The organism is Thermoactinomyces daqus (genome assembly GCF_000763315.1).
In the GTDB taxonomy this organism is placed as follows: Bacteria; Bacillota; Bacilli; order Thermoactinomycetales; family Thermoactinomycetaceae; genus Thermoactinomyces_A; species Thermoactinomyces_A daqus.
Map to the genome: position 1 here is coordinate 1 of NZ_JPST01000007.1, position 23,472 is coordinate 23,472.

Annotated in this window: 26 protein-coding genes and 1 pseudogene; 1 reads left to right on the top strand and 26 read right to left on the bottom strand. The window is 50.9% G+C overall.

Features of this window, described 5'->3' with window-relative positions:
- Nucleotides 1-6: 6 nt before the first annotated feature.
- From JG50_RS0103540 to JG50_RS18060, 3 genes and pseudogenes are all read right to left on the bottom strand, one after another.
- Nucleotides 7-243, bottom strand: coding sequence for a hypothetical protein (locus tag JG50_RS0103540; protein ID WP_033099745.1), 237 nt, complete (start codon nt 241-243; stop codon nt 7-9).
- 11 nt (nt 244-254) lie between these two features.
- Nucleotides 255-1,139, bottom strand: a complete 885-nt coding sequence (locus JG50_RS0103545; RefSeq protein WP_152568471.1) for a hypothetical protein — start codon at nt 1,137-1,139, stop codon at nt 255-257.
- 511 nt (nt 1,140-1,650) lie between these two features.
- Nucleotides 1,651-3,176 (bottom strand): annotated as a pseudogene (locus tag JG50_RS18060) (YifB family Mg chelatase-like AAA ATPase).
- 169 nt (nt 3,177-3,345) lie between these two features.
- On the opposite strand from JG50_RS18060, the gene ilvA reads away from it, so the two are divergent.
- Nucleotides 3,346-4,593: a threonine ammonia-lyase IlvA gene (gene ilvA / locus JG50_RS0103555; RefSeq protein WP_033099747.1), complete on the top strand. Its 1,248-nt coding sequence runs from the start codon at nt 3,346-3,348 to the stop codon at nt 4,591-4,593.
- Between the two features lie 161 nt (nt 4,594-4,754).
- Here ilvA and JG50_RS0103560 read toward each other — a convergent pair whose 3' ends face one another.
- The 23 genes from JG50_RS0103560 to JG50_RS0103665 all read right to left on the bottom strand — a co-directional run bounded on the left by JG50_RS0103560 (nt 4,755) and on the right by JG50_RS0103665 (nt 23,465).
- Entirely contained in the window at nt 4,755-5,228 is a 474-nt protein-coding gene (locus JG50_RS0103560) for an Hsp20/alpha crystallin family protein (RefSeq protein ID WP_052153967.1), read from the bottom strand.
- Between the two features lie 251 nt (nt 5,229-5,479).
- On the bottom strand, nt 5,480-5,842 hold the full coding sequence (locus tag JG50_RS0103565; RefSeq protein WP_033099748.1) for a YraN family protein: 363 nt from the start codon (nt 5,840-5,842) through the stop codon (nt 5,480-5,482).
- Nucleotides 5,839-6,648, bottom strand: coding sequence for a ribonuclease HII (locus JG50_RS0103570; RefSeq protein ID WP_033099749.1), 810 nt, complete (start codon nt 6,646-6,648; stop codon nt 5,839-5,841). The genes JG50_RS0103565 and JG50_RS0103570 overlap by 4 nt, the downstream gene beginning before the upstream one ends.
- Nucleotides 6,623-7,519, bottom strand: coding sequence for a ribosome biogenesis GTPase YlqF (ylqF, locus tag JG50_RS0103575; RefSeq protein ID WP_033099750.1), 897 nt, complete (start codon nt 7,517-7,519; stop codon nt 6,623-6,625). Before ylqF ends, JG50_RS0103570 begins: the two co-directional genes overlap by 26 nt.
- Nucleotides 7,520-7,659: 140 nt before the next feature.
- Nucleotides 7,660-8,022 (bottom strand): signal peptidase I, encoded by a 363-nt coding sequence (lepB, locus tag JG50_RS18065; protein WP_235281599.1) that lies wholly within the window; start codon nt 8,020-8,022, stop codon nt 7,660-7,662.
- Nucleotides 8,022-8,210, bottom strand: coding sequence for a hypothetical protein (locus JG50_RS20615; protein WP_235281602.1), 189 nt, complete (start codon nt 8,208-8,210; stop codon nt 8,022-8,024). The genes lepB and JG50_RS20615 overlap by 1 nt, the downstream gene beginning before the upstream one ends.
- A gap of 84 nt (nt 8,211-8,294) precedes the next feature.
- Nucleotides 8,295-8,639, bottom strand: a complete 345-nt coding sequence (gene rplS, locus JG50_RS0103585; RefSeq protein WP_033099751.1) for a 50S ribosomal protein L19 — start codon at nt 8,637-8,639, stop codon at nt 8,295-8,297.
- Nucleotides 8,640-8,746: 107 nt separating this feature from the next.
- The gene (gene trmD, locus JG50_RS0103590) at nt 8,747-9,493 is read right to left on the bottom strand and encodes a tRNA (guanosine(37)-N1)-methyltransferase TrmD (protein ID WP_033099781.1); all 747 of its coding nucleotides are present in this window, start codon (nt 9,491-9,493) and stop codon (nt 8,747-8,749) included.
- A 10-nt stretch (nt 9,494-9,503) separates the two neighbouring features.
- Nucleotides 9,504-10,070, bottom strand: a complete 567-nt coding sequence (gene rimM, locus JG50_RS0103595; RefSeq protein WP_052153968.1) for a ribosome maturation factor RimM — start codon at nt 10,068-10,070, stop codon at nt 9,504-9,506.
- Nucleotides 10,052-10,279, bottom strand: a complete 228-nt coding sequence (locus JG50_RS0103600; RefSeq protein ID WP_033099752.1) for a KH domain-containing protein — start codon at nt 10,277-10,279, stop codon at nt 10,052-10,054. Before JG50_RS0103600 ends, rimM begins: the two co-directional genes overlap by 19 nt.
- 33 nt (nt 10,280-10,312) lie before the next feature.
- On the bottom strand, nt 10,313-10,585 hold the full coding sequence (gene rpsP, locus JG50_RS0103605; protein ID WP_033099753.1) for a 30S ribosomal protein S16: 273 nt from the start codon (nt 10,583-10,585) through the stop codon (nt 10,313-10,315).
- Nucleotides 10,586-10,614: 29 nt separating this feature from the next.
- Nucleotides 10,615-11,964 carry a signal recognition particle protein gene (ffh, locus tag JG50_RS0103610; RefSeq protein WP_033099754.1) on the bottom strand — a complete coding sequence of 450 codons (1,350 nt, stop codon included), beginning with the start codon at nt 11,962-11,964 and terminating at the stop codon, nt 10,615-10,617.
- Between the two features lie 24 nt (nt 11,965-11,988).
- Nucleotides 11,989-12,321 (bottom strand): YlxM family DNA-binding protein, encoded by a 333-nt coding sequence (gene ylxM / locus JG50_RS0103615; RefSeq protein WP_033099755.1) that lies wholly within the window; start codon nt 12,319-12,321, stop codon nt 11,989-11,991.
- A gap of 177 nt (nt 12,322-12,498) precedes the next feature.
- Nucleotides 12,499-13,491, bottom strand: a complete 993-nt coding sequence (gene ftsY / locus JG50_RS0103620) for a signal recognition particle-docking protein FtsY (protein WP_033099756.1) — start codon at nt 13,489-13,491, stop codon at nt 12,499-12,501.
- A gap of 10 nt (nt 13,492-13,501) precedes the next feature.
- Nucleotides 13,502-17,092 carry a chromosome segregation protein SMC gene (gene smc, locus JG50_RS0103625; protein WP_033099757.1) on the bottom strand — a complete coding sequence of 1,197 codons (3,591 nt, stop codon included), beginning with the start codon at nt 17,090-17,092 and terminating at the stop codon, nt 13,502-13,504.
- Nucleotides 17,093-17,285: 193 nt separating this feature from the next.
- The gene (locus JG50_RS0103630; RefSeq protein WP_033099758.1) at nt 17,286-17,624 is read right to left on the bottom strand and encodes a tRNA-binding protein; all 339 of its coding nucleotides are present in this window, start codon (nt 17,622-17,624) and stop codon (nt 17,286-17,288) included.
- Between the two features lie 333 nt (nt 17,625-17,957).
- A complete protein-coding gene (locus tag JG50_RS0103635; protein WP_033099759.1) occupies nt 17,958-18,164 on the bottom strand; it encodes a hypothetical protein in 207 nt (68 codons plus the stop codon).
- A 228-nt stretch (nt 18,165-18,392) separates the two neighbouring features.
- Nucleotides 18,393-19,118, bottom strand: coding sequence for a ribonuclease III (gene rnc, locus JG50_RS0103640; protein ID WP_033099760.1), 726 nt, complete (start codon nt 19,116-19,118; stop codon nt 18,393-18,395).
- A complete protein-coding gene (gene fabF / locus JG50_RS0103645) occupies nt 19,105-20,349 on the bottom strand; it encodes a beta-ketoacyl-ACP synthase II (protein ID WP_033099761.1) in 1,245 nt (414 codons plus the stop codon). Before fabF ends, rnc begins: the two co-directional genes overlap by 14 nt.
- 95 nt (nt 20,350-20,444) lie before the next feature.
- A complete protein-coding gene (gene acpP / locus JG50_RS0103650; protein ID WP_033099762.1) occupies nt 20,445-20,678 on the bottom strand; it encodes an acyl carrier protein in 234 nt (77 codons plus the stop codon).
- A gap of 64 nt (nt 20,679-20,742) precedes the next feature.
- Nucleotides 20,743-21,486 (bottom strand): 3-oxoacyl-ACP reductase FabG, encoded by a 744-nt coding sequence (fabG, locus tag JG50_RS0103655; RefSeq protein ID WP_033099763.1) that lies wholly within the window; start codon nt 21,484-21,486, stop codon nt 20,743-20,745.
- An 18-nt stretch (nt 21,487-21,504) separates the two neighbouring features.
- Entirely contained in the window at nt 21,505-22,452 is a 948-nt protein-coding gene (gene fabD, locus JG50_RS0103660) for an ACP S-malonyltransferase (protein WP_033099764.1), read from the bottom strand.
- A 23-nt stretch (nt 22,453-22,475) separates the two neighbouring features.
- Nucleotides 22,476-23,465, bottom strand: a complete 990-nt coding sequence (locus JG50_RS0103665) for a beta-ketoacyl-ACP synthase III (protein WP_033099765.1) — start codon at nt 23,463-23,465, stop codon at nt 22,476-22,478.
- Nucleotides 23,466-23,472 lie beyond the last annotated feature (7 nt).

Genomic DNA, 23,472 nt, shown 5'->3' on the forward strand with positions numbered 1-23,472 from the left:
ACACAATTATACGGACTTAACTTTAAGTATTGCTTTACTGTTTGCAACGTTCTCATTTACCCCACCAAACTCATCTTCAATTCTCTTAATTCCTTCTTTACGCGCTTTAGCAAAATCAAATTTAAATTTCGTAGGTTTACCCGTCCCCTTACCCTCGCCATTAGAAGGAAACTTCTGCAACCACGCACCGAATTCAGTATCTCCAACGGTTATTTTACCAAAACCAATGGTTGGGATTTTCATTCCCGATGCGTCTATACGCCTACCTCAAGTTTCGGGATCGGAATTTCATTGATTTTGGAAAGGATCGGGCCTGTATGGTTAGAAATGGACCAGCCCGTAAGTGCAAAGAATCCACCAAAGACGGTCGCAACAAACGTATTTCGGAGATTCACCTTCCCGGTCTTAAACCAATCAAAAAGAGATTGACCTGCCCCGCCGCCTGCTGCTCCACCCAGAATTTTGGGAAAGGCTTCTCTTAACAAGGAAATCCTTGAACCAAGCCAGGAAACAAAGCCCGATCCGGCAACACTTGAGGATACCCAGGAGCCGATAGCTCCCCCAATGCCTCCGGACAAACCTCCAAAAAACATATCTGAGAGCATTTCTGTTCCAAAAAAATCATTTCCTGAAAGCCAGGAAAAAAGACCACTGATGACAATACCGGCCAGAATCCCTTCTCCCAGCGTTTCTCCTGAGATTACGAGCGCACCAAGCACGAATTCGCTACCAAAAACAATCAAGAGCACAGCCGCAATGGCCAACACGATGATCCCGACCGTTAATCCAATGGTGACGATATTATCCTTAATCCAATTCCATGCAGAAGACAACCCATCTACAACGACTTTTGTGATCTGGCCACAGACCTTACATATCCAGTCCCATGATTCGGAACAGAATTCTTTTGTTTTATTCCAGGCAATGGAGACGGTTTCCTTCGTCCAATTCCATGCTTTTGTAAACCAATTCCCGGATCCGTGCTCTTTTTCCTCTTGGGAAGTTGAAGTGTCGGGAGTCTCTTTCGTTGGTGGCGGCCCTTGCTTGACCTTGTCAAAATGATCATTTACGTGAGGAATGTTAAAACTGTTCCCATCGGCTAAAGCTGAGCCGCCCCCCCAAAATACCCACACAAACAAATGCTAATAGAAAAATAATAAATATTTTTTATTAAATAATTTTCTCAAGTCTATCCCCCCATTCGTTTTGTATTTTTGTATAGTAATTTTTTATGTCAATAGTTAAATAGTAGAAAGCAGTTGTTCCTGCAGCACCATAATCATTGACAGTCGTCCAAAACGTAACCGACGATTGATTAGCCAGCATCAACATGGTTGTGCTTATCCATATTCATTGAAGCTTCAAGTTAATCGCAAACACTTTTGTGTTCCTGGCTTGTAGAGCTGAATCTCCATGATAATGAGGTGGCATCTGAGCCGGCTTGAATTGCTTGAAAACTTGCTTTTTTATGGAGGCGCTCTGATTAAAAAGCGGAGAGTGTGTCAAGATAGACTCACAACTCCGCTCTCCATCCCCCGCTCATCGAACTGAGGCACCTGAGGCTTGAGAAACTGTCATCATTCGTTGTTCATTTATAATACCAGGAAACAAGCTAAACCTCTTTTAGCCAATCTCTTTGTCTGAGACAAATCATTCCCAAAACTTCCGGTCCAGTGTCCGGTACTGAATCGCCTCGGCGATGTGTTCCATTTGAATCATTTCGTTACCGGCCAAGTCAGCAATGGTACGGGCCACCTTGAGGATGCGGTCATGGGCCCGGGCGCTTAAGCCAAGGGTGTCGAATGCTTGCTTCAGGATCTGACGGGAGGGAGCATCCAGCCGGCAATAGCGGCTTATATCGTCCGGGCTCATGCTGCTGTTGGAGATCCCTCCCCTCCCTTTGTACCGTTCCTGTTGAATCTCGCGCGCCTGGTTTACACGTTTGCGTATTTCTGCCGAGGATTCTCCTCTGACCGGGGATCAACGTCTTATAATCCACTTTGGGCACTTCGATGTGAATGTCGATGCGGTCAAGCAGCGGACCGGAAATTTTGGAGCGGTACCGGCCCACCTGATGCGGTGTACAGGTGCAGGAGCGGTCTTCTTCATAACCAAAGTAACCGCAAGGACACGGATTCATCGAAGCCACCAGCATGAACTCCGCAGGAAATGTAAAGACAGCACGGGCCCGCCCAACGGTTACTTCGTGATCCTCCAGCGGTTGGCGCAGCACCTCCAGCGCAGACTTCGAAAACTCGGGCAACTCGTCCAGAAACAGCACACCGCGATGGGCAAGGCTGACTTCACCCGGTTTCGGAATTGCCCCACCCCCGACCAGCCCTGCCTGGGATATGGTATGGTGAGGAGAGCGAAAAGGGCGTTCCCGGATCAATCGGCCCCGGTCAGCCGTAAGTCCGGCAATACTGCAAATTTTGGTGACTTCCAATGCCTCTTGCAAGCTCATATTGGGTAAAATGGAGGGAATTCTGCGTGCCAGCATCGTTTTTCCCGATCCCGGCGGTCCGATGAGCAAAAGATTATGACCGCCGGCCGCCGCCACTTCCATCGCCCGTTTCACATGGGCTTGTCCCTGCACATCGGCAAAATCATGCGGAAACGAACTTTCTTCCTGCTCCTTGGTTTGCGGTTGCCAATCCGGCTGCCACTCCCCGCGGAAAAATCGGATCGCCTGCTGCAACGATTCAACCGGCAGTACCCTCATTCCGTCGACCAAAGCCCCTTCCTCGCTGTTGGCCAGCGGCAACATCACTTGTTCGATTCCCGCTTCCTTCGCCGCCATCACCATCGGCAAAATGCCGTTGAGCGGCCTCAATGAACCGTCCAAGGCCAATTCACCGACGAGCAACATGCGATCCATGGAAACTTCCGGTTTTAACTGTTCACTGGCGATCAGCACACCAATGGCAATCGCCAGATCAAAACCAACCTTCTTTCTTTATATCTGCAGGAGCCAAATTCGTAGTAATCCGTTGCAACGGGAAGCTGACACCGCTGTTTTTTACGGCTGCCCGAACGCGGTCCCTCGCTTCCCTGACTGCCGAATCCGGCAATCCGACAATTTCAAAAGCCGGCAGACCGTTGCTTATGTCGACTTCCACTTCGACGATCAGTCCGTCAATGCCAAATACACTGGCACTTACCATTTTTGCGTACATCTTTATTCCCCCGGAAATATTTGGATACTTCCTTTTTTCGTGCTCTCTCGACAATCTCCTTCTGCTTTTCCGGGATTGTTCAGCACCATCTCCAAAGAAACCCTTGCAATCAGAATTTCCTGTGCTAAAATTATCTATCAATTAGAAAAATAGCAAAGGATGTAGTCATATGGGAAAAGTAAAAATTGAGGATATTATTATTGCCCATCAAACATTGAAAGAAGTGTTAAATAAAACACCTCTGGAGAAAAACACGTTACTCTCGGAGCAATATGGCTGCAATCTTTACCTGAAACGGGAAGATCAGCAAGTGATTCGCTCCTTTAAAATCCGCGGCGCTTATCATACGATTTGCCGCTTGTCCAGCGAGGAGCTGGGACGGGGCGTTGTCTGTGCCAGTGCAGGCAATCATGCACAAGGGGTGGCCTATTCCTGCCACATGCTGAAAATCAGGGGCAAAATATTTATGCCGACGACGACACCCAGACAGAAGATTTCCCAGGTTAAACATTACGGAGGTGAATATGTCGAGATCATTTTGACGGGAGACACCTTTGATGACTCTTTTAACCAGGCGGTCGCGTGCGCCACAGAGGAAAATATGGCCTTTATTCACCCGTTTGACGATTACCGGACGATTGTGGGGCAGGGCACGATCGGGATTGAAATTTTGAACGACATGAATCAGCCTCCCGATTATGTGTTTGTGGCGATAGGCGGTGGCGGACTTGCGGCGGGGGTCAGTTCCTACATAAAAAGCGTAAATCCGGATACAAAAGTGATCGGGGTCGAACCGGAAGGGGCCGCCGGAATGAAGCAATCCTTTGCAGCGGGCGAAGTGGTTCCGCTGGCACAGATCAACCCGTTCGTCGATGGGGCAGCCGTGCAAAAGGTCGGCAATTTAACTTTTAAAATTTGCCAGGAACATGTGGATGACATTGTCGCGGTCCCTGAAGGAAAGGTATGTAGCACCATCCTTCATCTTTACAACCGCCATGCGATTGTGGCAGAACCTGCGGGTGCATTATCCATTGCCGCACTCGATTTTTATAAAGATAAAATCCGGGGAAAAAACGTGGTCTGCATTGTCAGCGGTGGCAATAATGATATCGAACGCATGCAGGAGATCAAAGAACGCTCCTTGATCTATGAAGGGCTCAAGCATTATTTCATCATCAATTTTCCGCAGCGCGCCGGTGCATTACGCGAATTTTTAGATGATGTGCTGGGGGAGAACGATGATATTACCCGCTTTGAGTACACGAAGAAAAATAACAAAGATAACGGCCCGGCCCTGGTGGGAATCGAATTGAAACATCGGGAAGATTATGCCCCTTTGATTGAACGGATGAATAACAAGGGAATCTCCTATCTGGAGATCAATAAAGACGAACAATTGTTCCACCTGTTGATCTGAAAAAGAGCACCTCAAACGCAGAGGTGCTTCAGCTTGTTTCCTTCTTGCCGCTTGTTCCCGGCTCCTTCGTCGCAAAAATTCCGGCAGAAAAACACCCATCCTCTTCACCAGAGTACGGCGTTTCCGATTTCCGCCCGCTTTCCGAATTGGAAGTGCTTCTGTCATGAGCGCCGGTTGCGGTTGATTCTGATCTTCCTCGGCTCTTTTCCCGGAACTTTTGGAACCGTGATCAGCAAGACGCCGTTTTCATAATCGGCCGTGATGTGATCGAGATTGGCATCTTCCGGAAGTGTCACCGTCCGGTGGAAAGAACCGTATCTTCGTTCGGAGATGTACATTCGTTCGCCTTGTTTTCTCTCTTCCTGTGTACGTTCCCCTTTAATCGTCAGTTGACGTCCATGTACTTCAATCTCAACGTCCTTTTCCTCAATTCCGGGCATTTCCGCCTCAATTTGATATTGGTTCCCGTCATCTTTCATATTGATCGCCGGCATCATCGCCATGGGATGCGTCCAGGCAGGGTTCTCAAAAAAGCGTTCAAACGCCCGGTTTATTTCGGAATGGATCTGTGCCAACGGATAAGCGAACGGATCGGGGAAACCTCCACGGTCTCCGTAGCGCTCAAGTTTTCCCATCCTTTTTCCCTCCTTACATCCTTGATCTTCTCTATATTCATAGTGTGCAATTTCTGTAAAAAAGTTATTCCCAAAAAAGGGATTAAACAAAAACAAACATCACCTTTCGGGGCGAGGGAAGAAAAACCAAATCAATTCAGGAGCGGAGACCAGCAGGAACCCGGGAGAGTCAGGTGAGCGCCGTCATGCTGCGGCAAAACACTTTCACAAAAAAAGACAACCTCTCCTGCCGGAAAAGAGGTTGTCTTCCTTCAAAAAGCTCCTTCAATATGATCGATTTGCAGCGGCAACAACTCCCGGTTCAACAGGACGGAGACGACGTCAAAACGCACCGGCATGTGCCCCAGCTGCTTCCGTTGAATGTACTGAATGGCCAAACGCCGCACTTTCTGTTGCTTGCGCACATCTACCGACTGAAAACCGTAACCGTATTTTCCGCCACAAGTCGTGCGAACTTCCACGATCACCAATTGTCCGTCCTTTTGCGTGATCAAATCCAATTCCCCAAGGCGGCTGGCCCAATTGCGCTCCACAATCTCATATCCTTTATCCCGCAACATGTCCGCAGCCAGCTTTTCCCCCATCCGCCCTACTTCCTTGCGCCGGTCTTTCATCTTTCCTCCCCGGCCATGGCCAGCGTCATCTCATTTTCCGTAAACCATTCACGAACCGGGGCAAAACTGCGGCGATGTAACGGAGTCGGTCCCCATTTCCTGAGTGCCTCCAGATGCTCCGGGGTTCCATACCCCATGTTTTGGTCAAAACCGTATTCCGGATATTTTCGGGCCGCTTCAATCATCCATTCATCCCTGGTCGTTTTGGCAATGACGGAGGCGGCGGCAATCGAATGGCTGAGAGCGTCTCCCTTGACAATTCTCTGCTGATTGATGGAAATGCTGGGAATGGTCACGGCATCGGCCAAAATTATTTCCGGCACCGGTTCCAATTGCCGAATCGCCGTCCGCATCGCTTCATATGTCGCCTGCAAAATATTATGCCGGTCTATGTACGCGACATCGACCAACCCGATGCCGATTGCAATCGCTTTCTGCTCGATCCGTTGTTTTAACACATTTCGTTCTTTTGCCGTCAGCTGTTTTGAATCATTTAAACCTTCCACGGGAAAATCGGCCGGCAAAATCACGGCAGCGGCAACAACCGGACCAGCCAACGGTCCCCTGCCCGCTTCATCCACCCCGGCAATCCATTTTATCCCCCGGGCGCGGCATTCGCGCTCATATTTCCACATCGCATCCAACCGTGCGCGTTCTTTTTCTCTTCGTTCTTGTTCTTTTATGCAGGAACGAGCGAGTTGACGCACACCCGCCCGTGAATCTTGCAACAGGGCTTCAAGCTCCGCTCCGGAAATCGTCTCTTGGGATTTCAGCCAAGCCTTAATCTCCGCTATCGTTCCCTTCATCCGTTTCCTCCTTTTTCTGCAGGTCTTCCGGCAACTCCAACGTAATCTGCCCAAGCCGTCCCGAACGCAGGTCATTCAGGAGAATCTCCGCTACTTTTTCATAGTCGATCTCTCCTCCGCGAATCAGACAACCCCGTTTCCTTCCGATCATCTCCATCAGTTGGACGCCATCCGCAGCGGAAACTTCGTTCAGGTTATAACGTTTGCGCAGTGCTTCCGGATAACGCTCTTTTAAAAAGCGGATGGTATAAAGTGCGACATCTTCCAGAGGCAAGATCTCCTCTTTGATCGCACCGCTGGCGGCCAGGCGGTAACCCACTTCGGGATCATCGAACTTGGGCCACAAAATCCCCGGGGTATCGAGTAATTCCAAGGTTTTTCCCACCCGAATCCATTGTTGCGCCTTGGTTACTCCGGGGCGGTCGCCCGTCACCGTCGCAGTTCGCCTGGCCAGACGATTAATCAGCGAAGATTTGCCGACATTGGGAATCCCCACCACCATCGCACGAAATTTTCGCGACTGAATTCCTTTTTTCTCCCTCTGCGCAAACAGGGGCGCCAGCAGACGCTCACTGGCGGGAATGATTTGCTTCACCCCTTTTCCCGTCTGTGCGTCAATCGGCAAAACAGTCAAACCCCGCTCCCGAAAATAATCGGTCCAGCGCCCGGTCGCCTTCTCATCCGCCAAATCGCTTTTTGTGAACAGAATTAGCCGCGGTTTTTGTTTGAGAATCTCATCCATCATCGGGTTTCGGCTCGAGAGAGGCAAGCGGCCGTCCAATAATTCGAAGACGATATCCACCAGCTTCAATTTTTCTTCCACTTGCCTGCGCGCTTTCGCCATATGCCCCGGAAACCATTGAATCGTCAACTGTCAGTCACCTTCTTCATTCTACAGACCCGATATTCCCGCTGCATGAACCAGGTTTTCGTAAAGGAGAAAAGAGCTTGATATCACAATCCGGAGCGGATGGTTTCAAGCTCTTTCCGCAGCAGTCTGTTATTTGATTTTTACCATAAAAACTGGATGTGATCAAATGGATAGTAAACAAACTCCGCCCGACCGACGATCTTCGAGATCGGAACAGGGCCGATATCCCTGCTGTCCTTGCTGTTGATGCGATTGTCTCCCATCACAAACACATCGCCGGGAGGCACTTTTACCTGATCAAAATCAAGTGTCCGGTTATCTTCGGATATGTAGGGTTCATTGATCATTTTGCCGTTAATGAAAATTTTATTGTTCTTTGCCTCGATTGTCTCTCCTGGCAGGGCGATCACGCGTTTGATAAAATCCTGCTGTTCCGGGGCGTGAAACACAACCACCTCACCCCGGTGCGGTTCACGAAAGTCGTAGATCAATTTATCCACCATCACCAAATCGCCCGTAAACAAGGTATCCTGCATGGAAGGGCCGGAAACGGTTCAAACACAAACATGCGAATGAGAACGGCTAAAATCAGCGCCAGCAAAATTGCTTTTGCCCAATCCAATATTTTCTTTTTGCCGTTTTTCTGATCCGGTTGCAGGGACTGTTCTGAACGAGGGACAAATTCATCCATTTGCTTCCCTCCACTTGGCAGAAACATAGATAGATGCGAAGAAAGGGCTTGAACCCGTCCAAGCCCTTCAAACCCAATGGTATATTAGTGAATTTCCTTAATGCGCGCTGCTTTACCGCGAAGTTTACGCAGATAGTACAGTTTCGCACGGCGAACTTTACCGCGGCGGATCACTTCGATTTTTTCAATGCGCGGCGAATGCAACGGGAATGTACGTTCAACCCCTACACCATAGGAAATCTTGCGCACGGTAAACGTCTCGGAAATGCCCCCGCCACGACGTTGGATCACAACGCCTTCAAATACCTGAATACGTTCGCGTTGTCCCTCTTTTACTCTCACGTGCACACGAAGAGTGTCCCCGGCACGGAATTGGGGGATATCTTTTTTCAATTGTTCTTCCGTAATTTCACGAATGATCGGACGCATGCCTCACAAACCCCCTTTCTCATCAAGAATCTTCAACTCCGCATTTCTCCGCACTTCACGGGCGGATAGACGGAGAATATTGTAACACACGACCTGATTGAATACAATTACTGTTCATGGGAATACTTACGCTCCAATTCCCGCAAAAATGCGCGATCCTCTTCCGTCAGAGCCGCCGTTCTCAACAGATCCGGCCGCCGCTGCCATGTGCGAAGCAAGGATTGCTCACGCCGCCATTGTTCAATCCGGGCATGATGGCCGGATAACAGAACATCCGGTACTTTCATTCCCCGAAATTCAGGCGGGCGGGTATATTGCGGATATTCGAGCAAACCGCTGGAAAAGGAATCATCCACAGCCGAGGATTCATTGCCCAGCACACCGGAAATCAAGCGGCTGACGCTGTCCATGAGCACCATGGCCGGCAATTCGCCGCCAGTCAGAACATAATCGCCAATCGAGATCTCATCCGTCACCAGGTGTTGGCGGATCCGCTCATCATAACCTTCGTAATGGCCGCAGAGCAGAACGAGATGAGAATGGCGTGCCAGCTCCTCCGCCTTTGCCTGGGTGAAAGGCACACCCTGTGGCGACATCAGGATTACAGGTGGACGTTCATCAACTTGTGCGAGAATATCATCAACGGCAGCAAACAGCGGTTCCGGCTTCAACACCATCCCCCCGCCGCCCCCGTAAGGGGTATCATCAACCGTGCGGTGTTTATCGGTTGCATATTCCCGGAAGTTGATGAGATTGGTTGCGATCAATCCTTTTTCATGTGCTCGTTTGATGATGCTCGATTGCAAGAAGCCGGTAAACATCTCCGGAAAAAGGGTGAGCACGTCAAAACGGATCTTTGCCACATTAATCCAATCCTTCCATCCACTGAATAGTAATCTGTTGCCGCTGGAGGTCTACATCCTTCACGATCGGCTCAATATAGGGGAGCAAAATCTCCTTATCCTGATCATCAGAACGAACAACCCACACATCGTTGGCCGGCAGAGGCAAAATTTCTTTAACCTTGCCGATCTTCCTGCCTTCCGTGGTGATTACCTCACATCCGATGATCTGGTGAAAGTAGAACTCGCCTTCCTCTTCGTTGAGCGGAGCCAAGTCCTCTTTTGGAACGACCAGCCGGCTGTTTTTGTAAACTTCAGCCTCGTTAATGCTGTTCCACTCCTGAAACTTCACCAGCAGTGCGGATTTATGCGGACGGCTTTTTTCCACAGTCAGCGGCAAAGGCTCATTAAGATCAGACCGGAGGAGCAACAGCCGATTCCCTGGAGCAAAACGCAGCTCGGGAAAGTCGGTATCGCACAGAACGCGAACTTCACCGCGAATACCGTGGGTTCCGACGATACGGCCCACATTCAAGTACCCGGAGCCGAAATCCCCGCCTTTTCTGTGATTCAAACGATTTTCACCCATACGCGTTGCTTCTCCTTCCATGCTGTTGCCCTTACAACCGTGCGAATCGCTCTGATCACCCGGCCTTGTCGCCCGATCACTTTGCCCAAATCCTCTTTCGCCACCGACAGCTCGTAAACGATGCCGTCTTCGGTTGTTCGTTCACTGACGTTTACTTGCTTCGGATGATCCACCAGCGCCGTCACCATGTATTCAATCAGTTCTTTCATCGCTTATAATCCTCCAGGGTATGCCCAGAAGTCTTATTTTTGATGTTTTTGCTCATGCACTTTTTGCAAAATGCCTTCCTGGCGGAACAAGCTGCGTACCGTATCGGAAGGTTGTGCACCGTTAGCGAGCCATTTCAGGGCTTTTTCCTCGTCAATTTTCACCGTGGCCGGTTGAGTTGTCGGATTGTAGTATCCGATCTCATCGATGGAACGGCCATCGCGCGGTGCACGAGAGTCAGCCACAACGACGCGGTAAAACGGGGCTTTTTTTGCTCCCATGCGTCTTAAACGGATTTTCACTGCCATCTTTTTTCACCTCCTGCACAAGGTTTCATCTATTGCATAAACGGAAAACGGAAGCCTCGTTTTTTCCTTTTTCCGCCTTTGCTCATCTGCGAAAATTGTTTCATCATTTTTTTCATGTCATTAAATTGCTTCAACAGGCGGTTGACATCCTGAACCGTCGTGCCGCTGCCGTTGGCAATCCGTTTTCGCCGGCTGGCATTGATGATTTCAGGATTCTCTTTTTCCTGCGGGGTCATCGAGCGGATAATCGCTTCGACCCTGGAAAGCTGCTTCTCATCGACTTGCAGGTTTTTCAACCCTTTGATCTGGCCGGCTCCCGGCAGCATGGCAAGCATGTCTTCCAGCGGGCCCATCTTGCGAACCTGCTGCAGCTGATCCAAAAAATCGTCAAACGTAAATGAGAGCGTGCGCATCTTTCGTTCAAGCTCTTTTGCTTTCTCAGCATCAACTGCTGCCTGCGCTTTTTCAATCAGGGTGAGCACGTCGCCCATGCCCAGGATGCGGGAAGCCATGCGATCCGGATAAAAAGGTTCAAGGGCATCGGTTTTTTCGCCCAAGCCGACAAATTTGATCGGGCACTGGGTGACCGCTTTGACGGAAAGGGCTGCACCCCCGCGGGTATCACCGTCCAACTTGGTCAAAACCACCCCGGTGAGCCCCAGTTCGCTGTGGAACGTTTCTGCCACATTGACGGCATCCTGACCGGTCATCGCATCGACGACCAGCAAAATCTCATCGGGCTCCACCTGCTCACGAATCCGCTTCAACTCGTCCATCATTTCCTGATCGACGTGAAGGCGGCCCGCAGTGTCGATGATTACGTAATCCAAATTTTCTTCTTTCGCCTTGGCGACACCGCGCTGTGCGATGACAACGGGATCCTCTTTATCCCCAAGGGAAAAAACGGGTGTATTTAAATCCGCGCCCAAAATTTCCAACTGCCTGATCGCCGCAGGGCGGTAGACGTCTGCAGCCACCAGGAGAGCGCGGCGGTTTTGCTTTTGCAGATAACGTACCAATTTGCCAGAAGTGGTCGTTTTACCGGCACCTTGGAGACCGACCATCATGATCTTCGTCGGCGGATTTGCGGATTGAACCAGTTTGCTTTGTTCCCCACCCATCAGCGCAGTCAACTCTTCATTGACCACCTTGATGACTTGCTGTCCGGGGGTTAAGCTTTTCAGCACTTCCTGTCCGATCGCCCGTTCTTTGACGCGGTCGATGAAACTTTTGACAACTTTAAAGTTGACATCTGCTTCCAACAGCGCCAGACGGACTTCCCGCATCGCTTCTTTCAAATCCGCTTCCGTCACTTTTCCTTTGCCGCGCAACTTGCGCATGACCGATTGCAGTCTCTCTGACAGTCCTTCAAATGCCATGGGTGCCCCCTCCTCACATGGCCCTTAATCAAGATCGACCATTTTCTTAATGAGCGGTTCAATTCGCGAACGCGCTTCTGGCTCATCATCCAGGCGCCGCAAAATTTCCTCTGCAATCTGTTGTCGCTCTGTGTGCTTGTGCAAAAGCCCCAGCTTGTTTTCCAAATCCAACATGGTCGCTTGCGCCCGCTTGATCGCCTCAAATACCGCTTGCCGGGAAACACCTTGATGTTCGGCTATTTCTCCGAGTGACCAATCCAACGCATAATACATCTCAAGCAGGGCCCGTTGCTTTTCGGTCAACAGCGAACCATAAAAGTCGTACAACAGATTCATTTCCGTTGTCTGGTCTAGCACGGGAGACACCTCCGCGCACCGTCAAGGCGCTAACCTTTACAGGTGTATACTATACCCCAGGAAAATAATCATGTCAAGGCTTTTTCCTTGATCAATACCCAAAAGGAAGCGGGGGAATGAAAAACCCCCTCTCCCCTCATGCCCGATCGCTCATCCATGCCTGTTGCAAAAAGCCGATTACTCCGCCTGCATCTCTTCTTCCATCGCTTCTTTGAACAAGGCGTGCAAAAACTGATCGGCATCAAAGTCCTGAAGGTCATCCGCTTTTTCACCGAGTCCGACCAGTTTGACCGGCAGGTTTAACTCGTGATTGATGGCGATCACAATTCCGCCTTTGGCCGTGCCGTCCAATTTTGTCAGGACGATGCCCGATACATTGACAGCTTCGCCAAATTGCTTCGCCTGGATCAGGGCATTTTGTCCCGTGGTGGCATCAAGCACCAGAAGCACTTCATGCGGGCCGTCAGGCACTTCCCGTTTCACGACGCGGTATACTTTTTTCAGTTCTTCCATCAGGTTCACCTTGTTTTGTAGGCGGCCTGCCGTATCACAGAGCAGAATATCCGCCTTGCGCGCGCGGGCGGCCTGAATGCCGTCGTAGATCACTGCCGCGGGATCAGCACCTGCCTGATGCTTGATCACATCAACTCCCACACGTTCTCCCCAGGTTTCCAGCTGTTCAATCGCCCCGGCGCGGAACGTGTCCCCGGCCGCCAGCACCACTTTTTTGCCTTCGCTTTTAAAGCGGTGGGCCAGTTTGCCGATCGTGGTCGTTTTTCCGACCCCGTTCACTCCCACAAACAAAATAACGGTTAATCCATCTTCATTCAGGTTTAACTTGCTCTCCCTCTGTTTATCCGACAGCATTTCACTGATCAGTTCCATCAGGAGCGGCTGCAATTCCGAAGGCTCTTTGATTTTTCTCTCCTTCACTTCCGAACGGAGACGCTCCGTCAATTCCATTGTCGTTGTCACCCCGACATCTGCACCGATCAAAATCTCTTCCAGTTCCTCATAGAGATCCTCGTCGATCTTGCTGCGACCAGCGAACAGGTCGGATATGGCCCCGACAAACTGCGTACTCGTCTTCTTCAGTCCGGTCATAAATTTTTGTGTGACCGAATCGGTTTTTTTGGAAACACTCTCTTTTAATTTCCTGAAAAAACTCATCTTGTTCCTCCTAGCTCTGGCTACTGGCAACTTCCATACTTCCATCATACTCTTCCAGCTTCACTGATACCAGTTTGGACACACCCGATTCCTGCATGGTAATTCCATACAGCACATCCGCTCCTTCCATGGTGTGCTTGCGGTGGGTGATGATGATAAACTGCGTTTTGCCGGAAAACTCTTTCATGTAATGGGTATAGCGGGTCAGATTGGCTTCATCGAGCGCTGCGTCCACTTCATCCAAAACGCAGAACGGCACCGGTTTGATGCGAAGAACGGCAAAAAGAAGCGCCAGCGCGGCCAACGCTCTTTCCCCGCCCGACAGGAGATTGAGGTTTTGCAGTTTTTTTCCGGGCGGTTGGGCGACGATGTCAATTCCCGTTTCCAGCAGATTGTCCGGTTCGCTCAGTTGCAAATCAGCGCGTCCGCCGCCGAACATCTTCACAAATACATCTTGAAATTCGGTGCGGATCATTTCAAAACTCTCGAGAAAACGCCGCCCCATCTCCTCCGTCAACTGGCGGATGATTTCATAGAGTTTCTCCTTGGCTTCGAGGAGATCCGCTTCCTGGGTCTTCAGGAAATCGAGTCGTTCCATCAGACGGTTGTGCTCTTCAATCGCTCCCAGGTTTACATCCCCCAACGATGTGATCTGCGATTTGAGAGAGCGAACCCTCCGCTCCGCTTTGGCAGGTTCGGCAGGGACCTCATATTCTTGTTTGGCCCGTTCGTAACTGATCTCATATTCTTCGGCCAACTTTTGCAAAAGATGATTTAACTCCACATCAAGGCGGTTCACGCGCACTTCCTGCTCATGGAGCCGGTTCTCCTGCTTGCGGTAGGATTGGCTCAAGGTGCGCACCTCTTTTTCTTGCTGTTCGCGACGCTGCAAGGTTTCTTCGCGCAACTGTCTCGTTTCGGCCAGCTGGGACTGAATCTTTTCCTTCTGCTGCCGAAGGTCGTTGATCCTCTGCTCCAGTTGGCCCATTTCCTGCTGATTGAATTCCTGCTGAGAGCCCAAAGACTCCCACTCTTTTTTGGCGATGCCCAGCTGCTTGGACGAACGCTTGTAGTCTTCAGCCAGCCGGCGCCCGATTTCCTCCAGGTTGGCCAGTTCCTGCCTTAGCTGCGCCACAGTGACACGAAGTTCGGTCATCCGCTCTCCGGCTTCTTCTTTATCACTGGCCGCTTGTTTGGCCAGATCTTCCGCTTCGCGGATCATTTGCTCCAAGCGGGTTTGTTCCCTGCGTAGTTGCTCGATCTCCTGCTCCAGTCTTTGAAAATGGCGGGTGAGTTGCTCATTTTTCGCCAACGCCTGTTTCCGCTCGGCGGCGATGCTTTTCAGTTGCTCTTCCACCGCCCGTTTTTGCACGGCGAGTTCACGCTCCCGTCCATGCAGTTCCTGTTCCTTGACGCGTCTCTCCTCCCCGCGCAGGCGAACCCGTTCCCAATCCTGTTCCAGCTTCTGCTTCCGTTCTCTCAAGGCAGCAAATTGCTGTTGGATTTTTTCACTAACCCGTTCCGCCTCTTTTATCTGTTTCTCCAATTCCTCCAACTGACGGGAACGCCCGAGCAGATTGCTTTTGCTTTGTTGCCTGCTCCCCCCCGTCATTGAACCGCCCGGGTTTACCACATCACCGTCCAACGTGACAATGCGATAGCGGTAAGAAAGCGTCCGCGCCATCTGGTTTGCCTGCTCCAGCGTTTTCGTGACGACGACCAGCCCAAGCAAATTTTGCATCAAGGCGCGATAACGCTCATCCGTCCGGATCAGGTCGGCCGCGATTCCGACAAACCCGGGGACTGACCGGCACCGCTCCAATTCGGCCGCGGAGAGCGAGCGAGCTCTCATGACATCGAGCGGTAAAAAAGTGGCCCGCCCCAGCCGCTTTTCTTTTAAGTAAACTATCCCGCTGCGCGCTGTCGCCTCATCATCCACGACGATATGTTGCAACGCTCCGCCCAACGCTGTTTCCATCGCTGCTTCCATCTCTGCCGGAACCTGGATCAGCTCGGCCACGGCGCCGTGAACTCCTTTAAGGGCCGGAATTCCGCGGTCCCGGGCGCGCAAAACCTCTTTAACCCCCTGCATAAAGCCCTGATGTTCCGCCTCCATCTCTTTCATCCACTCCCATTTGGAACGGAGGCGGTTTAATTGTTGCTCCGCTTGGCGGCTTTGCAGGGTGAGAGCCTTCTCTTCCTGCTCCATCTCGGTGCGCTCCCCGGCCAACGTGCGCACTTCCTGTGCCGCCTGCTTCAGATCCTCTTCCACTTCTTTGAGCTGAACGGACAATTTTTCAGCCTGTCTGTCTTGCTCCTGCCTCTCCTGCACGTACTGCTTCTCCTGCGCCTCCAAGGCGTTAATCCGTTCACTCAGTTCTTCCCGCTGCTCGGATACATATTGTTTTTCACTGGTTAGGGCCGCCAGTTTCTGCCCTTGCAGGTTGTGCTTTTCGGTCAGTTCCAACAGCCTCTTGGCCACATCATCGCTGGAGAGGGAAAGTTGCTGTTTTAAAACGGCCAGCTGGTCTTCCGCATGCCGGAGCGCTTCTTTCTTTTCCTTCAGCCGCTCCTTGACCTTGTTTTCTTCCTCGCGCAGCCGGGTGCATTCGCTTTCCAAAACCCGAATCTGCTCCCGAAGGTGTTGCTGCGTTTCGGTTCGGTTACGGACGCGCTCCATGCGCACTTCTTTCTGGCCTTCCGCTTTCTCCAGTTCTTCGCTGACGGAAAGCAGTTGCGTCTGGACTTCCTCCCATCGCTGTTCCTGCTCCTGCAATTTTCCCTTTAATTCCTCGAGCGCAGCTTCTTTGGTGCTCACTTCCGCGGCCAGCGAAACCTGGTTCTCTTTCAGCTGTTTAACCTCCTGTGCCGCTTGCTGCCACTCGTTATGAATCGCCTCAATTTTATGTACGTATAACCCGATTTCCACATTTTGCAATTCTGTTTTTAATTCTTTAAACCGCTGGGCTTTCTCCGCCTGTTCCGCAAGCGGTTCCACCTGCGTCTCCAGCTCATGGATCAGGTCGTGAATGCGGGCCAGATTTTGCTCCGTGTTATCCAGCTTCTTTTCCGCTTCTTTCTTGCGCGTTTTATATTTGCTGATCCCTGCCGCTTCCTCAAAGATAATGCGGCGGTCTTCCGACTTGGAACTGAGGATCTCATCGATTTTTCCCTGCCCGATCATCGAGTAGGCATCCTTGCCAATTCCCGTATCGAGAAACAGTTCGTGAATATCCTTCAGCCGGCAGCTCTGCCGGTTCAGCAAATATTCGCTCTCACCCGAACGATAAACCCGCCGTGTCACCGTTACTTCCGCATAGTCCAGCGGCAGGCGCCGGTCACTGTTGTCAAAGGTGATGGATACTTCACAATAGCCGACGGGCTTTCGGGTATCGCTCCCGGCAAAAATCACATCCTCCATCTTGTTTCCCCGCAGCGATTTGGCGCTTTGTTCCCCCAGAACCCAGCGAATTCCGTCCGTCACATTGCTCTTCCCGCTGCCATTTGGCCCCACGACCGCGGTGATGCCGGGAACAAATTCCAACTCCGTGCGATCGGCAAACGATTTAAAACCGCTCATCTCCAATCGTTTCAGATACATGAACCACCCTCCTCTCACTTAATCGAGGCCTTTTGCTGATTTTTCCATTTCTGCTTCAGCAACAGCCTGTACAAAATCCGGGGAACTGATTTATTTTAGCATAAAAAGAGAAAAATCGTTTTTCTATAAAAAAGGAAGCCAGTTCTCGTTGAAAGAAGGCTCCCTTACCGTTTTTGAAATCAATTGGTACGGCTTAGTAAACCCGTGTTCCAAGCGGAGCCTGATGATCCGCCCGGAGCAAGGTAACGCCGCCTTCGGTTGAATCAACCCCCAAAACCAAGACTTCCGACATAAAGTCAGCCACCTGTTTGGGCGGAAAATTAACGACCGCGACAACCCGTTTGCCCACCAATTCTTCAATTGAATACAAATGGGTGATTTGTGCACTCGATTTTTTGGTTCCAATTTCTTCTCCAAAGTCGATCCACAACTTATAGGCGGGTTTGCGCGCTTTGGGAAACGGTTCGGCGCGCACCACCTCCCCGATCCGCATTTCCACTTTTAAAAAATCATCATACGAACAAAATTTCATCCATCCTTCTCTCCCTTCCCAAGCTCAAACCCTTCTTATTCATTCACCCCTGGAGGCTTAATACCTTTCTTTCAGCAATAAACGAACAGTCACCATATTTTCCCGCGACAGCAACAAACGCGGGGAAACAGGCAGGAACTTCTTCGGGAGATTACATTGAAACGCACTCGGATAAAGCAGGCAGTCCATCGACACTGGAACGACAGCATTTTCCCACAGCACGCCTCCGGGCGCAAAGGGGCTGTTTCAAATCATCTCCTGAATAATTCGTTCTCCGCCACTCCGTGATCGCCTTCATACCACGGATTCCTCCGTATGACCATTGCGGTGCCGTCAAGTTTCATCGCTTCCCTGTTCCTTCTTTTGTCCCCGCTCTTTCCATTCGACAAGCCGGCTCAAAGACTGGCTGATTCTCTCAAGCGATTTCATGATGCGCCATAAAATGACCAGGGCAAGGACTCCGCCGGCAACCGGCAGAATGATCGCAAGCAGCGAAAATAACTGAAACAAATAGGGAGCGATATAACTAAAAAATCGCAAAATTCCCTTCAGCCCCTTTTTGTAGTTTTCATTTTATTTTAAAATAACATATCCCAAAAGCAACAAAAACATTTTGCTGTCCATGCAACGAATTTGTTTCAAAGTGCGTCTGTATACGTGGAAGGGTTTGCCGGACACTTCATGTTCCAATCCGAAAAAACAAAAATCACCCCTTAAAAGAAACGGTAACCAGTCTGGATTTTCCCGCTCCGATTTAAGGGGTGTGTTTCATTTCTGTTTGGCTTGCCAATTTTTCAATGCTTCCATTGCAGCGTGTTGTTCCGCTTCTTTTTTCGATCGTCCCGAGCCCCGGCCAAGCGGCTGGTTATCCAAATACACCTCAGCCACAAAATGCCGGTCATGGGCCGGTCCTTGCATATCGACAATTCGATAGGCAAGGGTTCCGAGCCGTTCATGCTGCACGAACTCCTGCAATTGGCTTTTCGCATCCAACATGCTGGCAAGCCATTCTTCATTTATCTTCGGGAACATGAACGTATGCAAAAAGTTTTTGGCACCGTCCAGTCCCTGATCAAGAAACAAGGCGCCAATAAAAGCTTCAAACAAGTCGGCCAAAAGGGAGGGACGGTTGCGCCCTCCCGTCATCTCCTCCCCTTTTCCGAGGCGCACGTAATTGCCAAACCCCAATTCACGCGCAAAAGAAGCCAATGAAGGTTCACAGACAATCCGGGCCCGCATCCGTGTCAGTTCCCCTTCGCTCATCTTCGGGTAGCGTTGAAACAGGTACTCGGAGACAACCAGTTCGAGAACGGCATCACCTAAAAATTCCAACCGTTCATTGTCTGCATGGGTGCCGTTCTTCCGTTCGTGTGCAAAAGATGTATGGGTGAATGCCTGCTGAAACAGTTTTCGATTTTTAAATGCAAAGCCTGTCAATTCTTCCAGGCGCGAAAAATCCATCTCATTCACCCTTTTGCCATTACTTTTCTTCATATTCTTTCAACAAGATCGTAGCGTTGTGTCCCCCGAAGCCAAGCGAATTGGACAGTGCAGTGCGAACGCGTGTTTTGCGCGCTTCATTTGGAACATAATCCAGATCGCACTCCGGATCAGGATTTTCCAGGTTGATCGTCGGCGGGAGAATTTGTTCTTTGATTGCCAGAGCACTGATGATGGTTTCCACGCCGCCTGCGGCTCCAAGCAAGTGACCGAGCATGGACTTGGTGGAGCTGACAGCCAGTTTATAGGCGTGATCCTTGAACGCACCTTTGATGGCCATCGTTTCAAACTTGTCGTTGTATTCGGTCGAAGTGCCGTGCGCATTGATATAATCAATCTCTTCAGGGGCAAGTCCAGCATCCCGCATCGCCATCTCCATGGCCCGTTTTGCCCCTTCCCCTTCCGGAGCCGGGCTGGTTAAGTGATAAGCATCTGCGGTCATCCCGTAACCAACCACTTCGGCGATAATGTTAGCTCCGCGTTTTAAGGCGTGATCCAGCGTCTCCAGCACGAGAACCCCGGCTCCTTCCCCCATGACAAAGCCATCACGGTCTTTGTCAAACGGGCGGCTCGCTTTTTCCGGTTCGTCATTGCGGGTGGACAGAGCCGTCATCGCAGAAAAACCGGCAACTGCCAACGGCATGATCGTTGCTTCGGCTCCACCGGCCAACATCACGTCCGCTTCCCCGCGCTGAAGAATTCTGAATGCATCCCCGACACAATGGGTACCGGTCGAACAAGCGGAAATGGCTGCGCTGTTCGGCCCCTTGGCGCCCAACTGAATCGATACGATACCGGAAGCCATATTGGCGATCATCATCGGGACAAAGAACGGACTGACCCGGCGCGGACCGCGATCCATCAAAACACGATGCTGTTTTTCCAATGTGGCGAGACCGCCGATGCCCGATCCGATGTAGACGCCGACCCGTTCCGCATTCCGGTCATCGATGTTCAGACCGGCATGGCTGACAGCCATCTTGGCAGCGGCGACAGCGAATTGAGCAAAGCGATCCATCCGGCGTGTTTCTTTTTTATCAATAAAATTCAAGGGATCAAAGTCTTTTACCTCTGAGGCAATTTTTACTGCATAATCGCTGGTGTCAAACTGGGTGATATGGCTGATTCCCGACTTCCCTTGAATGAGATTATTCCAGAATGTATCAATATCATTGCCAAGAGAAGAAATGACTCCAAGACCAGTAATCACAACTCGATTTTTCAATCTGGTCCACCGCCTTTCCTCACAATACTGTAGAAAAATGATGTGTATAAAGTCCCGCAAAACACGGGACTTTATCGTAAGTACGGATGGAAAATTTATTTATGTTTGTTGATGTAATCCACTACATCTCCAACCGTCGAAATTTTCTCCGCTTCTTCATCGGAGATCTCCATGTCGAACTCATCTTCCAATTCCATGATGAGGTCGACTACATCGAGGGAGTCTGCGCCCAAATCGTCTTTGATAGATGCCTCCATCGTTACTTCGGACGGATCAACGTTCAGGCGTTCTACAACGATTTTCTTTACGCGTTCCAACGTATCTGCCATATCTCTCACCTCCCTTTCGTATTATACGGAATCGTCAATTGACAAGCAACGAAATTATCCAAAACTAGCTCATCACCATGCCGCCATCCACATGAATCGTCTGTCCCGTGATGTATCTGGCGGAATCCGAGGCCAAAAACTTCACCGTTTCCGCCACATCTTTCGGCTCACCGAAAAAGCCCAGCGGAATGTGGTTGAGCATCTGCTTCTTCAATTCTTCATCCAATACGGATGTCATATCCGTATCGATGAAACCGGGCGCAATCGCATTGACCGTGATCCCGCGGCCAGCCAGTTCTTTGGCCGTTGATTTGGTCAAGCCGATCACTCCGGCTTTGGCAGCCACATAGTTGGCTTGCCCCGGATTGCCCATGACCCCCACGACAGAACTGATGTTGATGATCCGGCCGCTGCGCTGTTTCATCATCGGACGAACTACCGCTTTGGTGGCAAGGAACACACCTTTGAGATTGGTGTTGATCACTTGATCCCACTCTTCCTCTTTCAGGCGCATCAAAAGGTTATCGCGGGTGATCCCGGCGTTATTGACCAGAATATCAATTTTGCCGAAAGTGGACAGCACTTGCTTGATCGCGGCGTCGACTTGCCCGCTGTCGGCCACGTCCACCTGGAGGGACATCCCTTCTTGCCCGGTCTCCTTGATCCTGGCAACCGTCTCTTCTGCTGCGGCGTGATTTCCCGCATAGAAAATGGCCACATTCGCCCCAGCTTCAGCCAAAGTGATGGCGACTGCGCGTCCAATTCCCCGGGAACCGCCCGTCACTACAGCTACTTTCCCTGCAAGCATCGTTCGACTCTCCTTTGTCTATGCGAATACCTTCAATTTTTCGACGGCCTGTTTCAAGCTTTCTTCGTCCTGGATCGAAAGGGTATCTACACGGCGGTTTATTTTTTTCACCAACCCGCACAAGACATTCCCCGGTCCGATCTCAACAAATGTATCCACACCCTGCTCCAGCATATAACGGACGCTGTCCTCCCACAATACCGGGGAAGCCACTTGCTCGACCAGTAGACGGCCGATCTCCGCCGGTTCGGCCACCGGTCTTGCCGTCACGTTGGCAATAACCGGAATCTGCGCAGGGGAGATTTGGATGGATTGCAAATGTGCGGCTAATTGCTCCGCAGCAGGCTTCATCAGAGACGAGTGGAACGGTCCGCTTACGGAAAGCGGAATCACTCTTCTGGCTCCGGCGGCAACCGCCTTTTCTCCGGCATCTTCCACAGCAGCCCGGTGACCCGAAATCACAATCTGTCCGGGACAATTGTAATTTGCCGGCTCTACTACATGATTTTCCTTACTTACCTCTTTACATACCTGATCAAGCAAATCGCGTTGCAAATTCATCACGGCTGACATCGCCCCGCGCCCGGCAGGAACGGCTTGTTCCATATAGGTTCCACGCTTATGTACGGTAAGAACCGCATCAGCAAATGAAAGAGCATTTGCCGCAACCAAAGCCGAGTACTCTCCCAAACTGTGCCCCGCCACAAAATCGGGGACGAGATCCACTTCTTCTCTCAGCATGCTCAACAATGCCACACTGGTGGTCAGGATCGCCGGCTGTGTGTTGGCCGTCAGGCGCAACTCTTCCTCCGGCCCTGCAAAACAGAGGCGGGAAAGCGAAAACCCGAGTACTTCATCGGCCTCGGCAAAGATTTGCTTCGCCCGGGCATTATTTTGGTAGATATCCAAACCCATGCCCACTTTTTGCGATCCTTGGCCAGGAAAGAGAAAAGCGATTTTGCCCATTTGAAAAAACCTCCTTCATACGGTTAGTCAAGCGCCCACTTAAGCACTGTTGCCCCCCAGGTGAGTCCGCCGCCAAAACCGCAGAGAACCAGAGTATCCCCTTTTTTGACTCTTCCTTCTTTCACTGCTTCATCGAGAGCCACCGGAATTGAGGCGGAAGACATGTTTCCGTAGCGGTCGAGGTTGATCACCACTTTATCTTCCGTCAATCCAAAGCGCTTGATCGCCGAGTCGATGATGCGGATATTGGCTTGGTGCGGAACGAGCAGGTCGATATCCTCTTTGCTCAATCCGGCTTTTACGAGCGCTTCATCGGTTGCGTTCCCCAAAACGCGAACGGCGAACTTAAACACTTCGCGTCCGGCCATGGAGATGGTGTGCAGCTTTTGCTGAACCGTTTCAACCGATGCCGGCTGCCGGGAACCGCCTGCTTCAAGTTTCAGCAATTCGCCGCCGGAACCGTCTCCACCCAATTCAAAAGAAAGGAAGCCGTAACCTTCTTCAACCGGGCCCAATACAGCCGCTCCGGCACCGTCACCAAACAACACACAGGTATTGCGGTCTGTCCAATCCGTGATTCTGGACAAACACTCCACCCCGATCACGAGCGCATACTTGTAAACTCCGGTTGCAATAAACTGGGATGCTGTTGCCACACCGTACATAAAACCGGTACATGCTGCAGAAAGATCAAAAGTGGCCGCTTTTTCTGCTTTCAACCGATCCTGAACGAGGCAGGCTGTCGCTGGAAAAGCCATGTCAGGCGTTACGGTCGCCACAATGATCAGATCAATGTCAGCGGCACTGATCCCGGCAGCCTCCAGCGCCTTTTCCGCCGCTTTGACCGCCAAGTCGGAGCTGGCCTCTTCCGGAGCAGCAATCCGCCGCTCACGAATTCCTGTCCGGCTGACGATCCATTCGTCACTGGTATCAACCATTTTCTCCAGATCCGCATTGGTCAGTACTTTCTCCGGAACATAGGCCCCTGTCCCTAAAATCCCTACTGCTCTCATCCTTCCA

What these genes read in the sequence shown, in the direction of transcription:
- JG50_RS0103540 (WP_033099745.1), bottom strand. Translation starts at nt 243, where the DNA reads ATGAAAATCCCAACCATTGGTTTTGGTAAAATAACCGTTGGAGATACT.
- ilvA (WP_033099747.1), top strand. Translation starts at nt 3,346, where the DNA reads ATGGGAAAAGTAAAAATTGAGGATATTATTATTGCCCATCAAACATTG.
- JG50_RS0103560 (WP_052153967.1), bottom strand. Translation starts at nt 5,228, where the DNA reads ATGGGAAAACTTGAGCGCTACGGAGACCGTGGAGGTTTCCCCGATCCG.
- JG50_RS0103565 (WP_033099748.1), bottom strand. Translation starts at nt 5,842, where the DNA reads ATGAAAGACCGGCGCAAGGAAGTAGGGCGGATGGGGGAAAAGCTGGCT.
- JG50_RS0103570 (WP_033099749.1), bottom strand. Translation starts at nt 6,648, where the DNA reads ATGAAGGGAACGATAGCGGAGATTAAGGCTTGGCTGAAATCCCAAGAG.
- lepB (WP_235281599.1), bottom strand. Translation starts at nt 8,022, where the DNA reads ATGGTGGATAAATTGATCTACGACTTTCGTGAACCGCACCGGGGTGAG.
- JG50_RS20615 (WP_235281602.1), bottom strand. Translation starts at nt 8,210, where the DNA reads ATGGATGAATTTGTCCCTCGTTCAGAACAGTCCCTGCAACCGGATCAG.
- rplS (WP_033099751.1), bottom strand. Translation starts at nt 8,639, where the DNA reads ATGCGTCCGATCATTCGTGAAATTACGGAAGAACAATTGAAAAAAGAT.
- rimM (WP_052153968.1), bottom strand. Translation starts at nt 10,070, where the DNA reads ATGGGTGAAAATCGTTTGAATCACAGAAAAGGCGGGGATTTCGGCTCC.
- JG50_RS0103600 (WP_033099752.1), bottom strand. Translation starts at nt 10,279, where the DNA reads ATGAAAGAACTGATTGAATACATGGTGACGGCGCTGGTGGATCATCCG.
- rpsP (WP_033099753.1), bottom strand. Translation starts at nt 10,585, where the DNA reads ATGGCAGTGAAAATCCGTTTAAGACGCATGGGAGCAAAAAAAGCCCCG.
- ffh (WP_033099754.1), bottom strand. Translation starts at nt 11,964, where the DNA reads ATGGCATTTGAAGGACTGTCAGAGAGACTGCAATCGGTCATGCGCAAG.
- ftsY (WP_033099756.1), bottom strand. Translation starts at nt 13,491, where the DNA reads ATGAGTTTTTTCAGGAAATTAAAAGAGAGTGTTTCCAAAAAAACCGAT.
- smc (WP_033099757.1), bottom strand. Translation starts at nt 17,092, where the DNA reads ATGTATCTGAAACGATTGGAGATGAGCGGTTTTAAATCGTTTGCCGAT.
- JG50_RS0103630 (WP_033099758.1), bottom strand. Translation starts at nt 17,624, where the DNA reads ATGAAATTTTGTTCGTATGATGATTTTTTAAAAGTGGAAATGCGGATC.
- rnc (WP_033099760.1), bottom strand. Translation starts at nt 19,118, where the DNA reads ATGAAGAAAAGTAATGGCAAAAGGGTGAATGAGATGGATTTTTCGCGC.
- acpP (WP_033099762.1), bottom strand. Translation starts at nt 20,678, where the DNA reads ATGGCAGATACGTTGGAACGCGTAAAGAAAATCGTTGTAGAACGCCTG.
- fabG (WP_033099763.1), bottom strand. Translation starts at nt 21,486, where the DNA reads ATGCTTGCAGGGAAAGTAGCTGTAGTGACGGGCGGTTCCCGGGGAATT.
- fabD (WP_033099764.1), bottom strand. Translation starts at nt 22,452, where the DNA reads ATGGGCAAAATCGCTTTTCTCTTTCCTGGCCAAGGATCGCAAAAAGTG.
- JG50_RS0103665 (WP_033099765.1), bottom strand. Translation starts at nt 23,465, where the DNA reads ATGAGAGCAGTAGGGATTTTAGGGACAGGGGCCTATGTTCCGGAGAAA.